Annotated in this window: 19 protein-coding genes; 13 read left to right on the top strand and 6 right to left on the bottom strand. The window is 55.1% G+C overall.

Features of this window, described 5'->3' with window-relative positions:
• The first annotated feature begins 188 nt into the window (after positions 1-188).
• From FCL47_RS02335 to cydB, 6 genes are all read left to right on the top strand, one after another.
• Positions 189-1,385, top strand: a complete 1,197-nt coding sequence (locus FCL47_RS02335; protein ID WP_136811839.1) for a 3-dehydroquinate synthase — start codon at positions 189-191, stop codon at positions 1,383-1,385.
• 5 nt (positions 1,386-1,390) lie between these two features.
• Positions 1,391-2,533, top strand: a complete 1,143-nt coding sequence (gene eboE, locus FCL47_RS02330) for a metabolite traffic protein EboE (RefSeq protein ID WP_136812156.1) — start codon at positions 1,391-1,393, stop codon at positions 2,531-2,533.
• Positions 2,530-3,231, top strand: coding sequence for a bifunctional demethylmenaquinone methyltransferase/2-methoxy-6-polyprenyl-1,4-benzoquinol methylase UbiE (gene ubiE, locus FCL47_RS02325; RefSeq protein ID WP_136811838.1), 702 nt, complete (start codon positions 2,530-2,532; stop codon positions 3,229-3,231). The genes eboE and ubiE overlap by 4 nt, the downstream gene beginning before the upstream one ends.
• Positions 3,228-3,836 (top strand): class I SAM-dependent methyltransferase, encoded by a 609-nt coding sequence (locus tag FCL47_RS02320; RefSeq protein WP_136811837.1) that lies wholly within the window; start codon positions 3,228-3,230, stop codon positions 3,834-3,836. The genes ubiE and FCL47_RS02320 overlap by 4 nt, the downstream gene beginning before the upstream one ends.
• A 76-nt stretch (positions 3,837-3,912) precedes the next feature.
• Positions 3,913-5,265 (top strand): cytochrome ubiquinol oxidase subunit I, encoded by a 1,353-nt coding sequence (locus FCL47_RS02315; RefSeq protein WP_136811836.1) that lies wholly within the window; start codon positions 3,913-3,915, stop codon positions 5,263-5,265.
• A 67-nt stretch (positions 5,266-5,332) separates the two neighbouring features.
• Positions 5,333-6,361, top strand: a complete 1,029-nt coding sequence (gene cydB / locus FCL47_RS02310) for a cytochrome d ubiquinol oxidase subunit II (protein ID WP_136811835.1) — start codon at positions 5,333-5,335, stop codon at positions 6,359-6,361.
• Between the two features lie 221 nt (positions 6,362-6,582).
• Here the strand turns inward: cydB and cyoD are convergent, their stop codons facing one another.
• The 5 genes from cyoD to FCL47_RS02285 form a co-directional block, all read right to left on the bottom strand.
• Positions 6,583-6,909 (bottom strand): cytochrome o ubiquinol oxidase subunit IV, encoded by a 327-nt coding sequence (gene cyoD, locus FCL47_RS02305; protein ID WP_136811834.1) that lies wholly within the window; start codon positions 6,907-6,909, stop codon positions 6,583-6,585.
• Between the two features lie 15 nt (positions 6,910-6,924).
• On the bottom strand, positions 6,925-7,539 hold the full coding sequence (gene cyoC, locus FCL47_RS02300; protein WP_136811833.1) for a cytochrome o ubiquinol oxidase subunit III: 615 nt from the start codon (positions 7,537-7,539) through the stop codon (positions 6,925-6,927).
• A gap of 50 nt (positions 7,540-7,589) precedes the next feature.
• On the bottom strand, positions 7,590-9,575 hold the full coding sequence (cyoB, locus tag FCL47_RS02295; RefSeq protein ID WP_136811832.1) for a cytochrome o ubiquinol oxidase subunit I: 1,986 nt from the start codon (positions 9,573-9,575) through the stop codon (positions 7,590-7,592).
• 1 nt (position 9,576) lies between these two features.
• Positions 9,577-10,578, bottom strand: coding sequence for a ubiquinol oxidase subunit II (cyoA, locus tag FCL47_RS02290; RefSeq protein WP_205747179.1), 1,002 nt, complete (start codon positions 10,576-10,578; stop codon positions 9,577-9,579).
• Positions 10,579-10,782: 204 nt separating this feature from the next.
• Positions 10,783-11,712 (bottom strand): UbiA family prenyltransferase, encoded by a 930-nt coding sequence (locus FCL47_RS02285; protein WP_136811831.1) that lies wholly within the window; start codon positions 11,710-11,712, stop codon positions 10,783-10,785.
• A 29-nt stretch (positions 11,713-11,741) separates the two neighbouring features.
• Between FCL47_RS02285 and FCL47_RS02280 the strand changes: the two genes are divergently transcribed.
• Complete coding sequence (locus FCL47_RS02280) at positions 11,742-12,077, top strand: hypothetical protein (RefSeq protein ID WP_136811830.1); 336 nt, start codon at positions 11,742-11,744, stop codon at positions 12,075-12,077.
• Here the strand turns inward: FCL47_RS02280 and FCL47_RS02275 are convergent.
• Positions 12,074-12,235, bottom strand: coding sequence for a DUF3096 domain-containing protein (locus FCL47_RS02275; RefSeq protein WP_136811829.1), 162 nt, complete (start codon positions 12,233-12,235; stop codon positions 12,074-12,076). The genes FCL47_RS02280 and FCL47_RS02275 overlap by 4 nt on opposite strands.
• A gap of 633 nt (positions 12,236-12,868) precedes the next feature.
• On the opposite strand from FCL47_RS02275, the gene FCL47_RS02270 reads away from it, so the two are divergent.
• The 6 genes from FCL47_RS02270 to nuoH are packed head-to-tail and all read left to right on the top strand — an operon-like array spanning position 12,869 to position 20,405.
• Positions 12,869-13,264: an NADH-quinone oxidoreductase subunit A gene (locus FCL47_RS02270; protein WP_136811828.1), complete on the top strand. Its 396-nt coding sequence runs from the start codon at positions 12,869-12,871 to the stop codon at positions 13,262-13,264.
• On the top strand, positions 13,261-15,633 hold the full coding sequence (locus FCL47_RS02265; RefSeq protein ID WP_136811827.1) for an NADH-quinone oxidoreductase subunit B/C/D: 2,373 nt from the start codon (positions 13,261-13,263) through the stop codon (positions 15,631-15,633). The genes FCL47_RS02270 and FCL47_RS02265 overlap by 4 nt, the downstream gene beginning before the upstream one ends.
• Before the next feature lie 29 nt (positions 15,634-15,662).
• Positions 15,663-16,145, top strand: coding sequence for an NADH-quinone oxidoreductase subunit NuoE (nuoE, locus tag FCL47_RS02260; RefSeq protein ID WP_136811826.1), 483 nt, complete (start codon positions 15,663-15,665; stop codon positions 16,143-16,145).
• Positions 16,146-16,189: 44 nt separating this feature from the next.
• The gene (gene nuoF, locus FCL47_RS02255; RefSeq protein WP_136812154.1) at positions 16,190-17,461 is read left to right on the top strand and encodes an NADH-quinone oxidoreductase subunit NuoF; all 1,272 of its coding nucleotides are present in this window, start codon (positions 16,190-16,192) and stop codon (positions 17,459-17,461) included.
• Between the two features lie 14 nt (positions 17,462-17,475).
• Positions 17,476-19,416 carry an NADH-quinone oxidoreductase subunit NuoG gene (nuoG, locus tag FCL47_RS02250; protein ID WP_136811825.1) on the top strand — a complete coding sequence of 647 codons (1,941 nt, stop codon included), beginning with the start codon at positions 17,476-17,478 and terminating at the stop codon, positions 19,414-19,416.
• Positions 19,413-20,405, top strand: a complete 993-nt coding sequence (gene nuoH / locus FCL47_RS02245; protein ID WP_136811824.1) for an NADH-quinone oxidoreductase subunit NuoH — start codon at positions 19,413-19,415, stop codon at positions 20,403-20,405. Before nuoG ends, nuoH begins: the two co-directional genes overlap by 4 nt.
• Positions 20,406-20,414 lie beyond the last annotated feature (9 nt).

Below are 20,414 nucleotides of genomic sequence, written 5' to 3'. Positions count from 1 at the left end.
ATCGAAAAAGAATAGATATTGGCCTTTTTTGAGCGAGGCAAAAAAAAAATTAAGAAGCATCCTGACGGTATGCACAGGATGGTGGCATGATAATTGTTCATGGTTTATAGTCGGAGACAAAGACTGACCCTTGGAAATTTTGCCGATCCTGAAAAGATCGCAATTTTATATACGACTTGGAGCTTTCCATGCAGACGCTTGAACAGCAATTCAGCATTCATTTTTCCTTTCCCGTTATTTTCGATCGGGATATCTTTCAACCGGAGAACCAGCAATTTGCTTCGGTACTATTACGCGGAGGGCAAAAATGCCACAGGGTGCTCTGCTTCATCGATTCGGGCGTTTTGCGGGCACATCCTTCGCTCCCGCAGCAAATCGGCCATTATGCCGAGGCGCATTCCGCGCTGATGCAGCTCTGCGGCCCGGTTGAGACCATACAGGGCGGCGAAAGCTGCAAAAACGAGCCGGCGGTAATCGACAAGATCATGCGCTGTGTCCAGAAATATCATATGTGCCGACATTCTTTTATTCTCGCCATCGGCGGCGGTGCAGTTCTCGATGCAGTCGGGTATGGTGCGGCCATCGCCCATCGGGGTTTGCGCCTGCTGCGCATGCCGACGACGGTGCTTGGCCAGAACGACGCCGGCGTCGGGGTGAAAAACGGCGTCAACGGGCTCGGCCGAAAGAATTTTATCGGGACCTTTGCCCCTCCCTTTGCGGTAATCAATGATTTTGGCTTTCTGGATTCTCTTTCCCCCAGGGAACTGAGAGCGGGAATGGCCGAGGCGGTGAAAGTCGCTCTGATCAAGGACCGTGCCTTTTTCAGCTCGCTCTTTGAGCAGAGGTTCGATCTTGCCTCTTTTGCCCGTGGCCCCATGGAGGAGATGATCTATCGGTGTGCCGCCCTGCATATGCAACATATCGGTACCGGCGGAGATCCTTTTGAGCTCGGTTCGGCGCGGCCCCTTGATTTTGGCCACTGGTCGGCTCACACCCTGGAGGAAATGACCTCCGGTCTGGTCCATCACGGGGAAGCGGTCGCCATCGGTCTGGCTTTAGACAGCCTCTATTCCTGTTATAGCGGCATGATTGAAGAGGACGAGCTTCGGCGGATATTTACCCTGATCGTTGATCTGGGTCTGCCGTTGTATCATCCGGCGCTGGCCGAGTTGGACGTCGAGGGTGCCCTGGACAGCTTCCGGGAACATTTGGGTGGAAAGATGGCGATCACCCTGTTGACCGGTATCGGCAGCAAAAAAGAGGTTGACCGGATTGATGCGGTCCTGATGGGACGCTGTATTGACGAATTGATGGCACAGGACAGCAGCAAGGGCATGCGTGACGACCAGACGGCCCCGCATCCTGTGCATGGACAGATATTTTGAGTGCTATGTGTGCCAGAAATGCTTTGCATGTGCTGCCCGACCCTCCGGTGCAGCAGGTAAGTTATTGTACCAATATTCACCCGGGGGAGAGCTGGCAGGAAATTTTTTCCGCAATCCGCCAGCACGCTCCGGTGGTGAAGAAGCGTTTCTCCCCCGATGCCCCTTTCCCCCTTGGCCTGAGGCTTTCCGGCCGGGCGAGTCAGGAGATGGATCTGGCGCTGGCTGCCGATTTTCATGGCTGGTGCCGGGAGGAAGGTTTCTACGTCGCAACCGTTAATGGTTTTCCCTACGGCACCTTTCATCATGCGCCGGTGAAAGAGTCGGTCTACCTTCCCGACTGGCGCTTCAGTGAACGTCTCCAGTACACCAGAAAGATTGCCGAGCTGCTGGCTCTCTGGCTGCCGGACACCATGCGGGGCTCTGTGTCGACGGTACCGGTCGGTTTTCGTGCGTGTATCGAAAAAGGGGATATGGTGACGGTTTTGAAAAATCTCCGGGCCGCTCTCGATTTTATGGATCATCTGGCCCAGAAGACCGGAAAGGAGATCGTCCTTGCCATGGAGCCTGAGCCCGGCTGCTTTCTGGAGACAACGGAAGATGTTGTTGATTTTTTCTCCAGTCTGCCGATTTCTCACCGCCAGCGACAATGGCTGGCGGTCTGTTATGACTGCTGTCATCAGGCTCTGCAGTTTGAAAACCCGGCTGCATCCCTGCAAAAGCTGGCCGATAACGAGATCAGGATTGGTCATGTGCAGGTCTCCTCGGCCTTGCGTCTGCTGGATTCGAATATTTCCCTTCTCAAACGATTCCAGGAAGCCTGTTATCTGCATCAGACTGTTGGTCGAAAGGCTGATGGCGGGCTGCTGCGTTATGATGATCTGGATCAGGCCATTATTGCTGCTCCGGAGGATGTCGAAGAGTGGCGGGTCCATTTTCATGTCCCCGTTTTTATGGAAAAGACCGGGGAGTGCGACAGTACCCGTTTTTTTCTCGAAGAGCTTCTGCCGCTGTTGCCGGCGGGTCTACCGCTGGAAGTGGAAACGTATACCTGGACAATTCTTCCAGCCGAGCTGAAAAACGGGACAGTCACTGATTGTCTTATCGAAGAGATCGACTGGGTGGCAAAAAATATGGAGAAGAGACAATGAAAGATACGGCCGTAAAGGCAATGTTTGAAACTATCGCCCCGAGCTACGACTTCCAGAACAGTTTTTTATCCCTGCGCCGGGATATTTACTGGCGGCAGGTTCTGGCGGACAGTCTGATGCTCGATACAGGGGCGCTGGTCCTCGATGTTGCCGTCGGTACCGCGGAGGTGGCCCTTGCCATCAGCGAACGCTATCCACTCGCCAGAGTGGTCGGCGTGGATTTTTCCCCCGGCATGCTTGAGGTGGGCAGAAAGAAAATTGCCGCTCGAGGTGCGGCCGACAAGGTTACTCTGACCGCGGGCGACGGCCGGCAACTGCCCATAAAGAGTGATTCGGTGGATGCGTTGACCATATCTTTCGGTCTGCGGAACGTGGAAGAGCGAGATCTGGCGCTCAATGAATTCTACCGGGTTTTAAAACCCGGCGGCAGGCTCTTTGTCATGGAATTTTCCTATCCGGATCAGCCGTTGCTCTATCGGTTGTATCGTTTTTATTTTGACTATATCCTGCCGCCCGTCGGCAATTTGATTTCCCGTACGAATTATGCCTACAGTTATTTGGCCGAATCGGTCGATTCGTTCCCTGATGACCCGCATTTTATTGCCGAAATAGCTGCGGCAGGTTTCACGGATACGAAAATTAAAAAATTAACCTTTGGCATTGCCAAGATATTTCAAGGCCGCAAGGAGGCGCAATGATTGTTAACTGGCCGGAGAGGCTCTGGGTGAATAGCCCCGTGCGGCGGTATGTGCAGCAGTTGGAAGGACGGTTTTTCAAGAACATGGACAAGCTCGCCCCCGGCGGCACATGTCTGGAAATCGGGTGCGGCTGCGGGGTTGGGGCGCGGATTATCAACGAGTCCTTTGCCCCCGCGGCAATTCATGCCCTGGATATTGATGTGGCCATGCTCGAGGCCGCCAAAAAGAGACAAAAACGGGCGGCCTGGAAAAATATTCCTCTGCAGCTGCTGACGGCCGATGCCCAGGAACTGCCCTATCCCAATCAATGTTTTGACGCGGTTTTTAATTACGGCATTATTCATCATCTGGAAAACTGGCAGAAGGGCGTTGCGGAGATAGCCAGGGTGTTGAAAGATGGCGGTATTTTCTTTTTTGAAGAGATTTACCCTCCGCTGTATGCCAATCCGCTGTTTATCCGGATGCTCGATCATCCGCGGGAAAATCGATTTCATGGCCCGGATTTCCGGGCCGCCCTGGCTGCTGCCGGTCTGCAGCTGCAGGAAGGCTACAAGGAATCTCGATTTGCAATTCTTGGCGCAGCCGTTAAGGGCCGCGTCCAATAAGGGAAGCCGGTAAAAAGACAGTGTGTAACGGCAATACCCGACAGGAAAAACTACTGAGTTGAAGGAGGCACCGGGCATGGAGCTCTTTTCTGATCACATCTTTCTCTCCCGTCTGCACTTTGCGTTTACCGCTATCTTCCATATCATCTGGCCTGTGCTCACCATCGGATTGAGCCTTTTTCTGGTCGTCCTGGAGGCGCGCTGGCTGATGACGCGAGAGCTGCGGTACTATAATCATGCCCGATTCTGGATGCGCCTGTTTCTGCTGAACTTTGCCGTGGGGGTTGTCAGCGGTATCCCTATGGAATTTCAATTCGGCACCAACTGGAGTGCCTTCTCCCGGGCGGGAGGCGATATCTTCGGCCATCTGCTGGGCTTTGAGGCGTCCATGGCCTTTATGCTGGAGGCTTCGTTTCTCGGCATAATGGCCTTTGGCTGGAAACGGGTCTCCCCCGGGATGCATTTTTTTTCGACCTGCATGGTCGCTCTTGGCGGCTCCCTGTCCGCCTTCTGGATAATGGCGGCCAATTCCTGGATGCAGACTCCGGTCGGCGGGGAATTTGTTAATAACAAATTTCTCCTGACCGACATCTATGCCGCAATCTGGAATCCTGACACGTTCTGGGGTATCACCCATATGTGGCTTGCCTGCCTGGAGATCTCGCTCTTTGTCATCGGCGGCATCAGTGCCTGGTATCTATGGCGGGGCAGATATCCGGATTTTTTCCTCACCTCTTTCAAAATGATGCTCGCGGCCGCCGTTCTCATCACCCCGCTGCAGGTTGTGATTGGTCATGGCGCCGGTAAATCGGTGACGCATCATCAACCGGTCAAGCTTGCCGCCATGGAAGCACACTGGCAGACCAATCCCGAAGGTCAGGGTGCCGCCTGGAATATCCTCGCCTGGCCCGATAAAAAAATACAGGACAACGTCTGGACCGTCAGCCTGCCCTATGCCCTCAGTCTTATAACGACGGAGTCGCTGACCGGCCAGGTCAAAGGGCTGCGGGAGGTCCCGGTCGAGGACCAGCCGCCATTGCTGCTGACTTTTTACGGCTTTCGGGTCATGCTGGTCTTAGGCGGCCTGATGGTGCTGTTGATGCTCTGGTCCTTGTGGCTCTGGAAAAAGGGTGAGTTGACGGCCGAGCGGGTTGGGCGGCATAAGTGGATGCTCTTTGGCTGGATGGCAGCAGTTCCTCTCAGTTATCTGGCCATGGAGGCGGGGTGGGTGGTTCGGGAAGTGGGCAGGCAGCCCTGGGTTATCCAGGGAGTACTCCGGACCAGCGACGGAGTGAGTCCTCTACCCACCGAGACGGTGGCTGCGTCACTGCTTGGCTTTGTGGCAATCTATCTGCTGCTGTTTGTGGTCTTTATCTTTTTCGTCTGGCGATTGCTTAAGAAAGGTCCCGACTTCAGCCTTAATCCATAAATTTTGGGCGTCGGGCGATTGGGCTCTGTTCCGGTTATGCAGGATCTCAACAAGGGGGGATACTTCCATGGATCTCATAAACGCAAATCTGGCTAATATCTGGCTGTTGATAATCGGGTTTTTCCTGCTCTACTATACGCTGACCGATGGCGCGGATCTCGGAATCGGGATACTGACGCTCTTCATGCGGGATCAGGAGGAAAAAAATGCGATGATGCAGTCCATCCATACGATCTGGCATGGCAACCAGACATGGCTGGTTATCCTCGGCGGCATGCTGTTTGGTGCTTTCCCGCTCTTTTATTCGATCGTCCTCTCGGCGCTCTATATACCTTTTATTTTGATGCTGTTTGGTTTTATCTTTCGTGGGGTGGCCTTTGAATTTCATGCACATGCCAGGGGCTGGGGGAAAATGTTCTGGCTCCTGTCGTTTGGTCTGGGCAGCTTTATCGCTACGCTGGGCCAGGGGTTTGCGCTTGGTGGACTTATGGGCGGGATAGCTGTCCAAGCCGATTCCTTTGCCGGAAAGCCCACTGACTGGATGAACTGGTATTCGGCCGTTGCCGCCCTGGGGGTGGTCTGCGGGTATTTGATGTTGGGTTCCGGGTACCTGATCGCCCGGACAACAGGCCGACTTCAGCAATGGAGCTACAGCGCCGCCAGACTGGCCGGGGGGTTGACTATTATCGTCTCGGCGGCCGTGTATGTCGGAACCAGCATCCGCCATGCAGAGATGGCCGCTAAGTGGACGGCCTGGCCTCCGTCTCCGGTCTATTTTTTCGCTATTTTGACCATCATCGCCTGTGTACGCTATTTTCGCAGCCTTCACCAGCAAAAAAGACTTGCTCCGCTGATCTGGAACTGGCTGATTATCATTCTTTCCTTTACCGGACTGTCCATTGGCCTGTATCCCGAGATGATCCCGAGTATGGATTCGGCTCCCCTGACCGTTCAGGATGTCGCCGCGAGCGAGACGACCCTGCGGTTCATGCTGGTGGTTATGGCTGTGCTGTTGCCGATAATCCTTATCTATACCAGCTACAATTATTGGATTTTCCGGAATAAAAAAGAAGGCGAGGGCTATGCTGGCGGGTAAAATCGACTACACGGAAAGTGTGACCTCTTTGGGGCATGTGGCGGGGAAGGTCGATGCCTTCCAGGGCCGAACGACATCTGGACGACTGAGTGTAATAAAAACGGTCGAGAATGAAAAGAGCTCGACTCGGTAAAATCAGTCCCTGACCCCGGCAAACGGCAGGCACGCCGGGATAACGGGCTGAACAGTGCGGGGAGAAAATCTTTTGCCGCAAACCGGGCTTACATCATCCGGTAATCGAGACTATGCATGATCCACAGGGTCCCGCCGACAAAGAGGACCATAATCAGAAAGGTAAAGATCAGGGCCAGTACATTCCAGCTTGCCGCTGACGATCGGTCCAGATGCAGGAAATAGTGCAGGTGGACCAGTATCTGAGCAATAGCGGCGGCGAAAATAGTTGTCAGGATAACGGCGCGGGAGGCGGTGCCGTTCATAGTTATCCAGAAGGCGATGGCGGTCAGAAGGATGGAGAGGACGAAGCCGATTCCATAGGAGGTAAACGTTCCCCGGCTGGGCCCGGTGCGGTCGATGGATGAATGGCTCATAAAGGGCACCTTTTATTATACAAAAGACATAAGATAGACAATAGTAAACACGGCCACCCAGACGATGTCGAGAAAGTGCCAGAACATGCTGAGGCGCATCAGGCGGGATTGGACGGGGAGGGTGAAACCCTTTCCGATCACCTGGACAAACATGACCGCCATCCAGATCAGGCCGGAGGCGACATGGGCGCCATGGGTGCCGACCAGGGTGAAGAATGCCGACAGAAAAGCACTGCGGTCCGGTCCGTTCCCTTCGCTTATCAGGGTGTGGAATTCATGGACTTCCATGACAACGAAGCCGAGGCCCAGCAGGAAGGTGACGGCCATCCAGCCCAGAACCCAGTCGCGTTTTCCCTGGTGCATGTAGATCATGACCAGACCGAAGGTCGCACTGCTGACCAGCAGCAGTAAGGTTTCGGCGAACACCATGGGGAGATTGAACAGCTCCCTGCCCGTCGGCCCCCCGGCATAGTTATGGCCCAGAACCGCATAGGTGGCGAATATGGCGCCGAAAAGCACCAGGTCGGACATGAGGTACAGCCAGAAACCAAGTGACTGATTCCCTGCAATATCATGCTCTTCCCAGATTTCGGCGGTTGTGGCGTCAGTGATCATGGTCTTTGTTGTCATTAATGCATTATCTCCCGTACCAACCTTCTATAATAGCCAGGATAGTCAGCTTACCTGGCGGTTCCAGCCGCGGCGAGCATATCGTGCAGGCGTTTGTTTTCCATCGCTTCGACTTCAGCGGCGGGGATGGTGTAATGGCTCTCATCATCGTTGGCACGGATGATAATCGTTATAAGCATGCCAAGGGCGCTGGCAATGGCCAGCCACCAGATATACCAGATCATGGCAAATCCAAAGACTAAGGTCAGCATCCCGCTGATCAAACCACAGGCGCTGTTCTTCGGCATATGGATGTCTTCAAAGTGATCTGGCCTGGTGTAGGCGGTGCCTTTTTCCTTCATGTCGGTAAAGGCGTCTATATCATGGACGACCGGTACCGTGGCAAAGTTATAGACGGGCGGCGGCGATGCCGTGGCCCATTCCAGGGTCCGCCCATCCCAGAGGTCGCCGGTCAGATCACGGTGGCTGTGACGGGCCCTGATACTGACCACGAGTTGGATAATCTGGCAGAGAACACCAAACATAATGAGCATGGTTCCTGCTGCAGCAATGATCAAAAGAGGCTGCCAGGCGGGATTGTCATAATGTGCCATACGGCGTGGCATGCCCATAAATCCGAGGATATACAGGGGAATAAAGGCCAGATAGAAACCAATGATCCATGACCAGAAGGACCTTCTTCCCCATTTTTCATCAAGCGCAAAGCCGATGGCCTTCGGAAACCAGTAGGCATACCCGGCAAGGTAGCCGAACAGCGCCCCGGGGATCAGCACGTTATGGAAATGGGCAACCAGAAACAGGCTGTTATGCAGGACAAAATCAGCGGGCGGTGCCGCCAGAAGAACTCCCGTCATGCCGCCGATGGCAAAGGTGGTGATAAATCCCAGGGTCCAGAGCATCGGCGTGGTGAAACGGACCCGGCCGCGATACATGGTGAACAGCCAGTTGAAAATCTTTACCCCGGTGGGGACAGCAATAATCATGGTGGTGATGCCAAAGAAAATGTTGACGTTGGGACTGGCGCCCATGGTGAAAAAATGATGCACCCAGACGGAAAACGACAGAACCATAATCGCGGCAGTGGCATAAACCATTGACGTATAGCCGAACAGACGTTTGCTGGAGAAGGTGGCGGAGACCTCGGAATAGATCCCGAAGGCCGGCAGCACCACAATATAGACTTCTGGATGGCCCCAGATCCAGAACAGGTTGGCATACATCATCATATTGCCGCCGAAATCATTGCTGAAAAAATGCATGCCCAGATAGCGATCAAGAGTCACCATGGCGAGGGCGACGGTCAGGACCGGAAAGGAAAAAAGCATCAGTACGCTGGTGCACAGCGTCGTCCAGACGAAGATCGGCATGCGCATCAGGGTCATACCGGGGGCGCGCATTTTCAGGATGGTGACCAGAAAGTTGACGCTGGTCAACAGCGAGCCGATGCCGGCGATCTGCAATGACCAAAGCCAGTAATCGACCCCCGTGCCCGGACTGTACTGCAGTTCGGTCAACGGTGCGTAGCCGGACCAGCCGGCCTTGGAGAACTCCCCGACTCCCAGCGATACCATGACCAGCATGGCACCGGATGCGGTCAGCCAGAAACTGATCGAATTGAGAAAGGGATATGCCACATCCCGGGCACCGAGCTGCAGGGGGACAACTATATTTACCAGGCCGGTCAGAAAGGGCATGGCCACAAAGATAATCATCATCGTGCCGTGGGCGCTGAAAACCTGGTTGAAATGATCCGGCGGCAGGTATCCCGCTGAACCCATGGCGATGGCCTGCTGCGAGCGCAGCATGACTGCGTCGGACAATCCCCGCAGCATCATGACCAGCGCCAGGATGATATACATGATACCGATCTTCTTGTGATCGAGGCTGGTCAGCCATTCTGTCCAGAGATAGTGCCATTTGTGAAAATAGCTGATCAGGCCCATGATAACCAGGCCCAGCGCAATAGAGCCGATGACCGCCAGCATAACGATAGGGTCGTGGTAGGGGATTGCCTCAAGGCTTAACTTTCCGAACATATCAATTACCTTTCATGTGGTGCATGTCGTGCATGGGTTTCATCGGCATGTCCTCGGCAGTACCATCCGCGGGGGGCATATCGGTCATGGTCATATATTTATGGATGATAGAGTCGAACAGTCCGGGCTCAACCGATGAGAAATAGGCAACGGAGGTGTCCGTTGTCGGTTTGGCAAGTTGTTCATATCGGGCCAGGTCGAGCTTTTGCGGTGCTTTTCGGCTCTCTGCCAGCCATGCGGCATATTCCTCGGCCGTGGTGGCAACCGCCTTGAAATTCATTCCGGCGTAGCCTTCTCCGCTGTATTGCTGGTTTTGCCCGGCATAGCTTCCCGGCTCATTGGCCAGCAGGTGCAGGCGGGTCTGCATGCCCGCCATGGCATAAATCTGACTGCCCAGTTGCGGGATGAAAAAAGAGGTCATGACGGTATCGGAAGTGATCCTCAGGTTCAGCGGAACATGGGCCGGAAAGACAAGCTGGTTGGCAACGGCGATATTTTCATCCGGATAGATAAACAGCCACTGCCAGTCGAGAGATACGGCTTCGACATTGACCGGTTTACTGGTTGAAACAATCGGTTTGTATGGATCCAGATGGTGGGTGGTATACCAGATAAGCACACTGAGGCAGGTGACGATGACTGCCGGGACCAGCCAGATGACCAGTTCAATTTTTCCGGAATCGCTCCATTTGGGATCATAGTCTGCGCGGCTTTTGTCGGCCCGGTATTTCCAGGGAAACCAGAAGGCCATGACGATCACTGGAATGACGACGAGCAGCATGAGGGCAAAGGCGAGAAGAATGACAAACCGCTCCGTTTCACCGATTGGCCCCTTGGGATTGAGCAGAACCAGATTGCTGCAGCCTCCGAGCAGGAATGCGGCAAGTGCAGGGAGCAGCTTTACCCATCCTTGCTGCAGTAAAGAGTGATACATTCCGGCTTTCTTTGCGTTTATCGGTGAGACTTCACTCGCCACTTGTCGGCAATATTTTTTGCTTACCAAATTGTCCTCCTTTGACTTTATTGTTTGCCGGGAGGCACTGTTTGTTGAAACATTCATATGAGTGATGTGCTCAACCAATTCAAGGTGACGGCAAAAACGTTTTCAGCCGGTAATTATTCAAGACTCCTCTCAAGTACGATATGTTACTCAATTCTTAGGCCACCATCAACCTCGGATTGCAGCTTGCCGTGAAAAATCGCCCTCCTACTGTACGAGGCTTATCAGCGCGAAAAGAAAGAGCACGAAAGGATAATAGCTGGCCCGGTTGAAGAGTGCGGCGGCTTCATCCCTGTCCCTTGTCTGGAAGAGGCGCACCGCCGGTAGGACAAGCAGATAAATTCCGGTAATAAGTGTGGCCAGATAGAGAGGTAAAGGGAGCTGCAGGGGGACGACACGAAACAGAATTGCGCTTAACAAGATGCTGAGGCAGAGGGTGCACAGGACAATATAACTGGCAACCCTCGGCCCGAGGGAAACCGGCACAGTTCGGGCCTTGAGAACTATATCTTCTTTTATGTCATGCCAGTCGGCGGGAACATTCTGCCCGCCTATCTCCCAGAAAAACAGCCAGGAAAACACCAGCAGGAGCAGGCCCGGTTCCGGGGAGGGATCGACGGCGAATATCGCTGCCAGTCCCCCGAGAGTCTTGACGATTCCGCTCACCAGGGTCCGCAGGTGGCTTATCTGCAGCAAAAGGCAATATATTATTTCCAGAAAACATCCGACAACCAGGATAAGAGCGCAGACCGGATTGAGCAGGTAGGCATTCAGCAGAGAAAAGATCATCCAGCCGCCGGCCCAGGCAATGGCTTCCGGCATGCTTAACAGGCCCTGGGCCAGTGGGTGACGGACAAAGGCCGCATCAAGATAACTGGTCTCCCGGCGAAAACCTGTCTGGCCGATCTTTTTCTTGTCGTGTTGGTAATCGATTATGTCATTTAAGGCATAGACCGCGGTATAGCCGGCAAATGCGGCAACCGTACCCTGGACGATGACCAGCGGTTCGGGGAGTCGTCCCAGCCACAGCAAGGCTGCGAGTAAAGGGGAACAGATATCGAGCAGACCGTGTGGAGTCCTGGAGAGCGCCAGAAACAGCATGATCCTGGAAAATCCTCTCTGTTCGGCAATATTCATATTCGCCCCTGGTTCCCCTGAAGTTTTCGTTGTTAGAGTTTTTTGTTGATCGGTACCAGATAGCCAACGGCCATCTGCCGCGAGCCTGGGTATTTGTTTTTCATACCATTGACAGTATTAACAATGATCTGGAAGACAATCAACAGGGCATTTTTCTGATTACCGCTAAACAACGTGACACGCTCCGCTCCTGCCCTGACCCGGCAGGCAACCTGGCTGGTTTTCCACCGGAGAAAATTTTCATGCAGCCGTTTGACCTTCGGCTGCATGAAAAAGATGACGACAAACACGTGACGGATTCGATTTATACCCGGCGATATTACCATTTGTTGGTAAGGGGTCAATATTTCCCCGGGGACGGTTAAAAATGTATGCCGCGTCCGCCTGTCAATCCTAGTATGCCTATAACGATCAGGTATATGGCAACGATGTACCTGAGCAGGCGCGGGGCGACCAGAATGAGAATTCCGGCAAGCAATGATATCAGCGGGGCGAGGCTTATGTGCAGATTATGAATAGTCATTTATGTCTCCTTGGCAATAGGTAGTAATCGGCTGGAAAGCGACCGTGCGAGAGGAAAAGAAAAATAATGTATAAAGATTTACGTCCTGATAAATATCCTGTATCGGGCAGCTCCGAGCTGCGGGCTAGAGCTGCTTTTACCTGGAGGGGGAGCGGTCGTGTGTCGCCTGCAGTACGCCGCGCAAACGGTTACTTTCTTTGCGGATAGTATATAGCCTGTGCCGGCAAATGATCACATAAAAAAGAAGAGCAGGAAAAAAAATGCAAGAGATATTGCCGCCTGATGAATGAGCAGATAAAAATCCACGTGTCCAGCACGATTCTCCTCGGCCAGGAATCTTAATGCCCTCTGCGGTTTCGGGGTTTTCGGTGATGAAGCGACAGGGAGAATATACTGGCTGATTAAACAGGATGGTTCTGAATTTCAAAATGCTGATCTTTTCGTGGCATATTTGTTGAAAAATCAGTATAAGATATTGTAAATATTACCCCTCAAGGGGGTACTGAAGTGAGCAACCCGTCAAGCGAATCCTATAAAGAATCCGGTAACGCTTTTTGGCGGGGGTAGAACTGTAAACGTTTTAGGCTTATTTCAATACCTGGACATGTACAGTCGTTTATTGAAAGGCACGACATGCAGCCAGCACAATTTTTTGCCCTCATTGTTTATACCCTCGTAACCGTTATTCTGGTTGGCGGGATGCTGCTCGCTTCCTGGTGGTTCGGTGCCAAGACAACCAACCGCAACAAGGAACTGGCCTACGAATCCGGGGTTATCCCGTCTGGTTCGGCCCGTCTCCGTCTGTACATCCCCTTTTATCTGCTGGCTATATTTTTCATCGTCTTCGATGTGGAAAGTGCCTTTATTTTTACCTGGGCGGTCGTCTGGGATCAATTGGGGCTCAGTGGCCTGATCCATATCACTTTTTTTATCGTTGCACTGTTGCTGGGACTGGTCTGGATATGGCTGAAGGGCGGACTGGAATGGGGCCCGTCAAAGATGAGGACAAAGAAGAATGGTCACCCATGAAGCATGACATCCCGGACAATATCCTGCTCACCCGCCTCGACGACATGATCAACTGGGGCCGGGCCAACTCGCTCTGGCCGATGTTCTGGGGGCTTTCCTGCTGTTTTGTCGAAATGATGGCCTCCTTTACCTCCCGTCTCGATATCGCCCGTTTTGGTGCCGAGGTGCTGCGCGGCTCGCCGCGGGAAGCTGATCTGATGGTCACATCCGGCACCATCTTTAAAAAAATGGCCCCGTCCATCCTCCGCCTGTACGAGCAGATGCCCGAGCCACGCTGGGTGATATCCATGGGCAGCTGTTCAAACTCCGGCGGCATGTACGATGTCTACAGCGTCGTCCAGGGGATCAACCAGATCCTGCCGGTCGATGTCTACGTGCCCGGCTGCCCGCCGCGCCCTGAAGCGTTCCTGCAGGGGCTGATGCTGCTCCAGGAAAAAATCCGCAGGGAAGAGCGTCCCGCCCGGCCGGTCCTGCATATGGCAGGCGGCAGCCAGGGGACGACGGCACCGGTGCTGATCGACGGGCTGTCAAAAACCCGGGACAGTCGCGGACCGGGAATGGCCGGGATTGCCAAACGGGGAACCTCCCTGCAGCATCCGCATTTTGCCATGTCACGCTCCGTGGATATGTGGCGGCCCCCTGCGGTTCGGCACGATTATCCGGATTTCAGCCTCGGCGGGGAACTCGAAGCCGCTTTTGCCGGGAAGGTGACTGTCGATTCGCTTGCAACCGATATGCTCACCTATAAAGCCCCTGCCGACATAATCCCCGAGGTGCTGGCTTATTTGAAAAATCGGCCGGCGAAGCCGTTTCGCCGGCTTGAAGATATCGCCGCTGTGGATGAATCCTGCCGTCGCGAACCAGACCTCTATCCCGATTTTACCCTCAATTACCATCTGCTCTGCTTTGACACGCCGGGGTATGTCCGCATTAAAACCGAGCTGACCGGGGACTATCCGGAGCTGCCGAGCGTTACCGGGGTCTTCCCGGCGTCCAACTGGTATGAGCGGGAAGTGTTCGATATGTTCGGTATCCGCTTTGCCGGCCATCCGAACCTGAAACGCATCCTTTTGCCGCCGGACTGGGAGGGCCACCCGCTGCGCAAGGAACATCCGTCCCGGGCGACAGAGCTGCCCCCGTATACCACGGAGGATGCACGCAAACAGCAGGCGCTGCCGGCGACGGATTTCTTTGAACGCGTCGATGAGGAGACCATGATTATCAACCTGGGGCCGCAGCATCCCGGCACCCATGGTATTATCCGCTTTATGCTCAAACTGAATGGTGAAGAGATCGTCGATATGGATACCGAAATCGGCTATCACCACCGCGGCGCGGAAAAAATCGGCGAACGGCAGCATTGGAACCAGTTTATCCCCTACACCGACCGGATCGACTACCTGTCCGGGGTGCAGAATAATATGGCCTATCTGACCAGTGTCGAGCGGCTGTGCAATATAACTGTACCGGAACGGGCGATGGTCATCCGGGTCATGCTGGCCGAGCTGTTTCGTATTGCCAGCCACCTCGTCTGGTTCGGCTCCTTTGCCGCCGATCTCGGGGCGATGACCCCGGTATTTTATATGTTCACCGACCGGGAAAAGATTTTTGATATCGTCGAAATGATTACCGGCGGGCGGATGCATCCGGCCTGGTTCAGGATTGGCGGGGTCAGCGAGGACCTGCCCGAGGGATGGCAGGCTCCGGTGCAGCATTTTCTCGACTGGATGCCCGCTCGTCTGCAGGAATATGACGATCTGCTCAAGGCCAACCCCATTTTCACCGCCCGCGTCAAGGGGGTCGGGGCAATCAGCCTTGATGAGGCCATGGAGTGGGGGGTGACGGGGCCCAACCTGCGCGCCTGTGGTTTTGCCTGGGATTTGCGTAAAAAGATGGTCTATGGCGGCTACGACCGGTTCGACTTCGATATCGCCACCGCCGAAGGGGGCGACTGCTGGGCTCGCTATGTGGTCCGGGTGGAAGAGATCAGGCAATCAATGCGCATCATCCGCCAGTGTCTAAGCGATATGCCGGACGGCCGCTGGATAACCGATGACTACCGCTATGTGCTGCCGCAAAAACCGGACACCCTGCAGGATATTGAATCGCTCATTCATCATTTTGTCAATTCCACCCGCGGCATGGCTCCGCCTAAGGGACAGAATTACTGCGCCACGGAAGCCCCCAAAGGGGAAAACGGATACTTCGTCGTCTCCGACGGATCAAATATCCCGTATCGAATGCGCATCAAAACACCCAGTTTCCCGCATATCCAGGCCCTGCCGCTGCTGTGCAGGGGCTGGCTGGTGGCGGATTTTCTGGCAATCATCGGCTCAATTGATTTCGTGCTGGCCGATATCGACAGGTAATTTCTTTTTGAGGTTGTTACGAGAGTTGCATGATTGACAATGAGCTGAAAATAACGCTTGAACAGCGCGTCGCCGCAGCGGTTACCCCGCGTGAGGCAGCGGTCGAGGTAATGAAAGAGCTGCAGCACCATTACGGCTGGTTGACTGATGAAGCACTGCATGAAGCGGCCAATCTGCTCGGCCTGAGCCCTTTGCAGGTTGAAGAGCTGGCCACCTTTTACGAGATGATTTATCGACGGCCGGTAGGCAGACGGGTGGTCCATGTGTGCGACTCGATCTCCTGCTGGGCCATGGGCGGGGAAACCCTGCTGGAGCAGCTTGCTGGCCGGCTTGGCATAGGGGTCGGCGAGACCACAAGTGACGGCATGTTTACCCTGCTGCCCTGCTGCTGCCTGGGCAATTGCGGTCAGTCGCCGACGATGCTGGTCGGCGATAATCTGTATGGCGGGCTGACCCTGGAAAAAGCCCTGGATATTCTGCAACGGGAAAGAGAAGGTATTGAAACTAAATGAAGCTGGTTCCCATGCGCCGCATGGGAACGAGGTGCAATGTGATTATGGAGCAACCACTCTTCCAACATAACAAGCCCGGACGCTGCGTCACCTTTGCTGAATATCGTGACGAGGGCGGTTTTGCAGCGCTCCAGAAGGCCTTGAAAGAGCTGTCGCCCAAGCAGGTGGAGCAGGCGGTCAGCGATTCCGGGCTGCGTGGACGGGGCGGGGCTGGTTTTCCCACCGGCAGGAAGTGGTCTTTCGTCCCGCGCGATCTGCCCGGGCCGCGCTGGCTGATCTGCAACTGCGACGAGATGGAACCTGGCACCTATAAGGACCGGGTATTGCTTGAGGCCAATCCCTACTCGCTGCTGGAAGGAATCGTACTGGCATCCTATGCCATCGGCGTGCGGCACGCTTTTATCTTTATCCGGCGCGGTTACGAGACGGCCACCGCCAACCTGCAGCGAGGCATTACCGAATGCCTGGCCGCGGGACTGCTGGGCGAGAACATCCTTGGCAGCGGCTTTTCCTGCACTATCGATGTGCACAGCTCCGCCGGACGCTATATCTGCGGGGAGGAGACCGCCCTGATGAACGCCCTGGAAGGCAAACGGGCCAATCCCCGGGCAAAACCGCCGTTTCCCGCGGTGAAAGGCCTCTGGGGCGGTCCAACTGTCGTCAATAACGCTGAAAGTCTGGCCAATGTGCCGGGTATTATCAGCAAAGGACCGGCGTGGTTTAAAGCTCTGGCCAGAACACCCGAGGCGGCGGGGATGAAACTGTTCTGCATCAGTGGCCATGTCGTCAACCGATCGTGTTTTGAGCTGCCGCTGGGGATGGAGCTGGGCGAAATCATCGAGGGCCCCTGTGGCGGCATGCGGCCGGGCAGCCGTTTTAAGGCCTGTCTTCCCGGCGGGGCATCGACACCCTATTTCTCCGCCGAGCACTGGCAGGTACCGATGGATTTCGATCCCGTCGCCAAAGCCGGCTCGCGTCTCGGCACCGGCGGGATCGTCATCTTCGATCAGGACACCTGTCTGGTGGCGGCCACGCTCAATCTGGTCCGCTTCTATGCCCGCGAGTCATGCGGCTGGTGTACGCCGTGCCGCGAAGGGCTGCCATATGTGGTCCACGTGCTGGAGACAATTGAAGCGGGCAAAGGCAGCAGGGAACATATTGCCATCCTGCAGGACCATATAAAGCTGTTGAACTATGCCTTCTGCGCCCTTGCCCCGGGGGCAATGGGACCGGTACAGGGACTGCTGAACAATTTTATGGATGAACTGGAAGAACACATCGACAAACAGCGATGCCCCTTTAAGGCCAGGGAGTAAAAAAGAATCTACAGATGCCGAAATTGATCATCGACAACATCCCCGTTGAAGTGACTCAGGGGAAAACCGTGCTGGAAGCCGCCAAGAGTGTGGGGATTACCATCCCGCATTTCTGCTGGCATCCGGCACTGGGCAAGGCCGGGGCCTGCCGGGTCTGTGCGGTGAAGATGGTGGATGGGCCGGTCAAAGGTATCCAGATGTCCTGCATGCTCGAGGCGCAGGACGGCATGGTCGTCTCAACCACCGACGCAGAAGCCATGGCGATGCGCAAACAGGTTATCGAATGGCTGATGATCAATCATCCCCACGACTGCCCGGTCTGCGATGAGGGCGGCGAGTGCCAGCTGCAGGATTACACCATCGCCGGCGGCCACGGCCTGCGGCGGTATACCGGTAAAAAACGAACCCACGTCAATCAGTACCTGGGGCCGCATATCGAGCATGAGATGAACCGCTGCATTCAGTGCTACCGCTGCGTCCGTTTCTATCAGGAGTTCGCCGGGGGAACTGATTTCGGGGTGATGGGCAGCGCCGGACGAATTTACTACGGGCGGGTTGCCGACGGACCGCTGGAATCGCCTTTTGCCGGCAATCTGGTCGATATCTGTCCCACCGGCGTCTTTACCGATAAGACCGCCCGGTTCCGTGCCCGCTATTGGGATTATGATATGGCCCCGTCGGTCTGCCCCCACTGTTCGCTTGGCTGCAATACGGTGCCCGCCGCCCGCTACCGCGAGCTGCTGAAGGTCATCGCCCGCCAAAACGATGCGGTCAACGGCTGGTTTCTCTGCGATAAGGGCCGGTTTACCAACAGTGCCGTCAATGCGCCGGAGCGGCCCCGTGTGCCACTGATTGACGGTCGACAGGTTGCCTGGGAGGAGGCTCTTGCCGCTCTTCTGCTGCGCATCCGGGAGATCGGCACAGAGTATGGTGCCGAAAGCCTGGCAATTGTCGGTTCTTCCGGCCTGTCAATGGAGGCGGCATCGCTGTTGCATCTGCTGCATGAAAAGACCGGTGCCGGATCGCTCTGCTACTTTGTCGACGCCGGGGAAGCACAGCAGTCGGCAACGGTTACAGCCTGTCTGAACGAACAAGCCTCCGCCTCCATGGCCGATATTCAGGCGGCTGATCTGATTGCTCTGGTCGAATGTGATCTGCTGCAGGACGGACCGATGATGGCTCTGGCCGTCCGGCAGGCCTGGCGTCGCGGTGCAAAGATCTCTCTGGTCGAGGATGCTGCAGGGACCGTTGCACAGAATGACAATGGACTGAACAGCACGGACAAGCTGCCTTTTGAGGTAGAACGTGTTGCCTCTTTAATCGATATTCCTTTTGCCGATGCTGCACATCCGGTTATCATTTTTGGTGGCGGCGATAAAATGTCGGAGGTCATGGCCGAGGCCGGAAAAACTGGCGCAAAACTTGCCTGCCTGCTGGGCGGACCCAATAGTTTCGGTGCTGCACTGCTGGCCAAAGAGTATGGGGCGATATCTCTTGCCGAGGCCGTCGCCGATAAAAAAGTACGGGCAGTCGTGAGCGTCGAGGCGGATATTCCGCCAGAGCTTCTGCCGAAGCTTGTCGTGGTGGCAACCCTTGACTGGCGCAATACCGAGACGGTCAAGGCCGCCCATATTGTCCTGCCGACAACCGCCTGGGTGGAGATGGACGGCACCTATATCAACAATGAGGGACGGGCGCAGCGCTTTAAAAAAGTTATGCAGCCGGGACTGCCGATTAAAGGGCTCAATCCGTCTCTGCATCCACCCAGGGAGCATACTCCCCTTGTCCCGGGCGGCCAGTCTCGTCCGGCCTGGGAAATTCTGGTGGATATCGTGCACCGGCTGGGATCAGAAGAAGACATCCAATTGTTTGCCGGACAATGGCAACGGTTGCGGGATCTGGATGCGACAGGCAATGGTCTGCTGCTGACCGATATCGAAAGGGGGATAAAATGACCATCGACCTCATCGACATAGCCCTCGTCGCAGGCAAAATCGGCCTCATTTTTCTGGTAATTCTCGGCCTCGCCGCCTATCTGGTTTTAGCCGAACGCAAGCTGCTCGCCTATATCCAGGAACGCCTCGGCCCCAACCGGGCGGGCCCCTGGGGAATGCTGCAGCCGCTGGCCGATGGTATCAAGCTGATCACCAAGGAAGATGTCAAGCCGGCCGGCGCCGATAAATGGCTGTTTTATCTGGCGCCGGCCATGGCGGCGATTCCTGCAATCATGATTTTCGCCGTCATCCCCTTTGGTCCACCGATTACCCTGTTCGGACGCGAGGTGGGCCAACAGGTGGTCGATATCAATGTCGGTTTGCTCTTCTTCATTGCTTTTTCGTCCATCGCTGTCTACGGCGTCGCCCTGGGCGGCTGGGCGTCCAATTCCAAATATGCGCTGCTGGGCAGTATTCGCGGGCTGGCCCAGTTGATTTCCTATGAAATCACCATGGGTTTATCGCTGGTGCCGGTGGTTATGCTGGCCCGCTCGTTCCAACTCTCGGAGATTGTTGCCGCACAGCAGTCATGCTGGTTTATTGTCTATCAGCCGCTGGCTTTTATCATTTTTTTGATCAGCATCTTTGCCGAATGTAAACGGATCCCTTTTGATCTCCCCGAGGCGGAAGGAGAACTGGTCGCCGGTTTTCACACTGAATATTCGGGCCTGCGTTTCGGCCTTTTTTTTGTCGGTGAATATATCAATGTCATCGTCCTGGGCGGGCTGGCCGCGACCTTTTTCCTCGGCGGATGGCATGGCCCATTGCTGCCGCCGGTGGTCTGGTTTTTAATAAAAGTGCTGGCCTTTGCCTTCCTGTTTATCTGGGTTCGCGGCACCCTGCCGCGCCTGCGCTATGACCAGCTGATGCATTTCGGCTGGAAGGTACTGACGCCGCTGGCGCTCGTCAACATCCTGGCAACCGGCTGGTTTATTGTACTGAAGGGGTAAGAGGTTGAG

The sequence above is a fragment of the Desulfopila sp. IMCC35006 genome (genome assembly GCF_005116645.1).
GTDB lineage: Bacteria > Desulfobacterota > Desulfobulbia > Desulfobulbales > Desulfocapsaceae > Desulforhopalus_A.
Note: the sequence above shows the minus strand (reverse complement) of the source record. Positions and strands in the feature narration are given on the sequence as shown.

Excerpts from the sequence above, each read along its gene's own strand:
- FCL47_RS02275 (WP_136811829.1), bottom strand. The coding sequence starts at position 12,235 with ATGACTATTCATAATCTGCACATAAGCCTCGCCCCGCTGATATCATTG.
- cyoC (WP_136811833.1), bottom strand. The coding sequence starts at position 7,539 with ATGACAACAAAGACCATGATCACTGACGCCACAACCGCCGAAATCTGG.
- cydB (WP_136811835.1), top strand. The coding sequence starts at position 5,333 with ATGGATCTCATAAACGCAAATCTGGCTAATATCTGGCTGTTGATAATC.
- cyoD (WP_136811834.1), bottom strand. The coding sequence starts at position 6,909 with ATGAGCCATTCATCCATCGACCGCACCGGGCCCAGCCGGGGAACGTTT.
- FCL47_RS02320 (WP_136811837.1), top strand. The coding sequence starts at position 3,228 with ATGATTGTTAACTGGCCGGAGAGGCTCTGGGTGAATAGCCCCGTGCGG.
- nuoE (WP_136811826.1), top strand. The coding sequence starts at position 15,663 with ATGATTGACAATGAGCTGAAAATAACGCTTGAACAGCGCGTCGCCGCA.
- nuoF (WP_136812154.1), top strand. The coding sequence starts at position 16,190 with ATGGAGCAACCACTCTTCCAACATAACAAGCCCGGACGCTGCGTCACC.
- FCL47_RS02285 (WP_136811831.1), bottom strand. The coding sequence starts at position 11,712 with ATGAATATTGCCGAACAGAGAGGATTTTCCAGGATCATGCTGTTTCTG.
- FCL47_RS02335 (WP_136811839.1), top strand. The coding sequence starts at position 189 with ATGCAGACGCTTGAACAGCAATTCAGCATTCATTTTTCCTTTCCCGTT.
- ubiE (WP_136811838.1), top strand. The coding sequence starts at position 2,530 with ATGAAAGATACGGCCGTAAAGGCAATGTTTGAAACTATCGCCCCGAGC.
- FCL47_RS02315 (WP_136811836.1), top strand. The coding sequence starts at position 3,913 with ATGGAGCTCTTTTCTGATCACATCTTTCTCTCCCGTCTGCACTTTGCG.
- nuoG (WP_136811825.1), top strand. The coding sequence starts at position 17,476 with ATGCCGAAATTGATCATCGACAACATCCCCGTTGAAGTGACTCAGGGG.
- FCL47_RS02270 (WP_136811828.1), top strand. The coding sequence starts at position 12,869 with ATGCAGCCAGCACAATTTTTTGCCCTCATTGTTTATACCCTCGTAACC.
- FCL47_RS02265 (WP_136811827.1), top strand. The coding sequence starts at position 13,261 with ATGAAGCATGACATCCCGGACAATATCCTGCTCACCCGCCTCGACGAC.
- cyoB (WP_136811832.1), bottom strand. The coding sequence starts at position 9,575 with ATGTTCGGAAAGTTAAGCCTTGAGGCAATCCCCTACCACGACCCTATC.
- eboE (WP_136812156.1), top strand. The coding sequence starts at position 1,391 with ATGTGTGCCAGAAATGCTTTGCATGTGCTGCCCGACCCTCCGGTGCAG.
- nuoH (WP_136811824.1), top strand. The coding sequence starts at position 19,413 with ATGACCATCGACCTCATCGACATAGCCCTCGTCGCAGGCAAAATCGGC.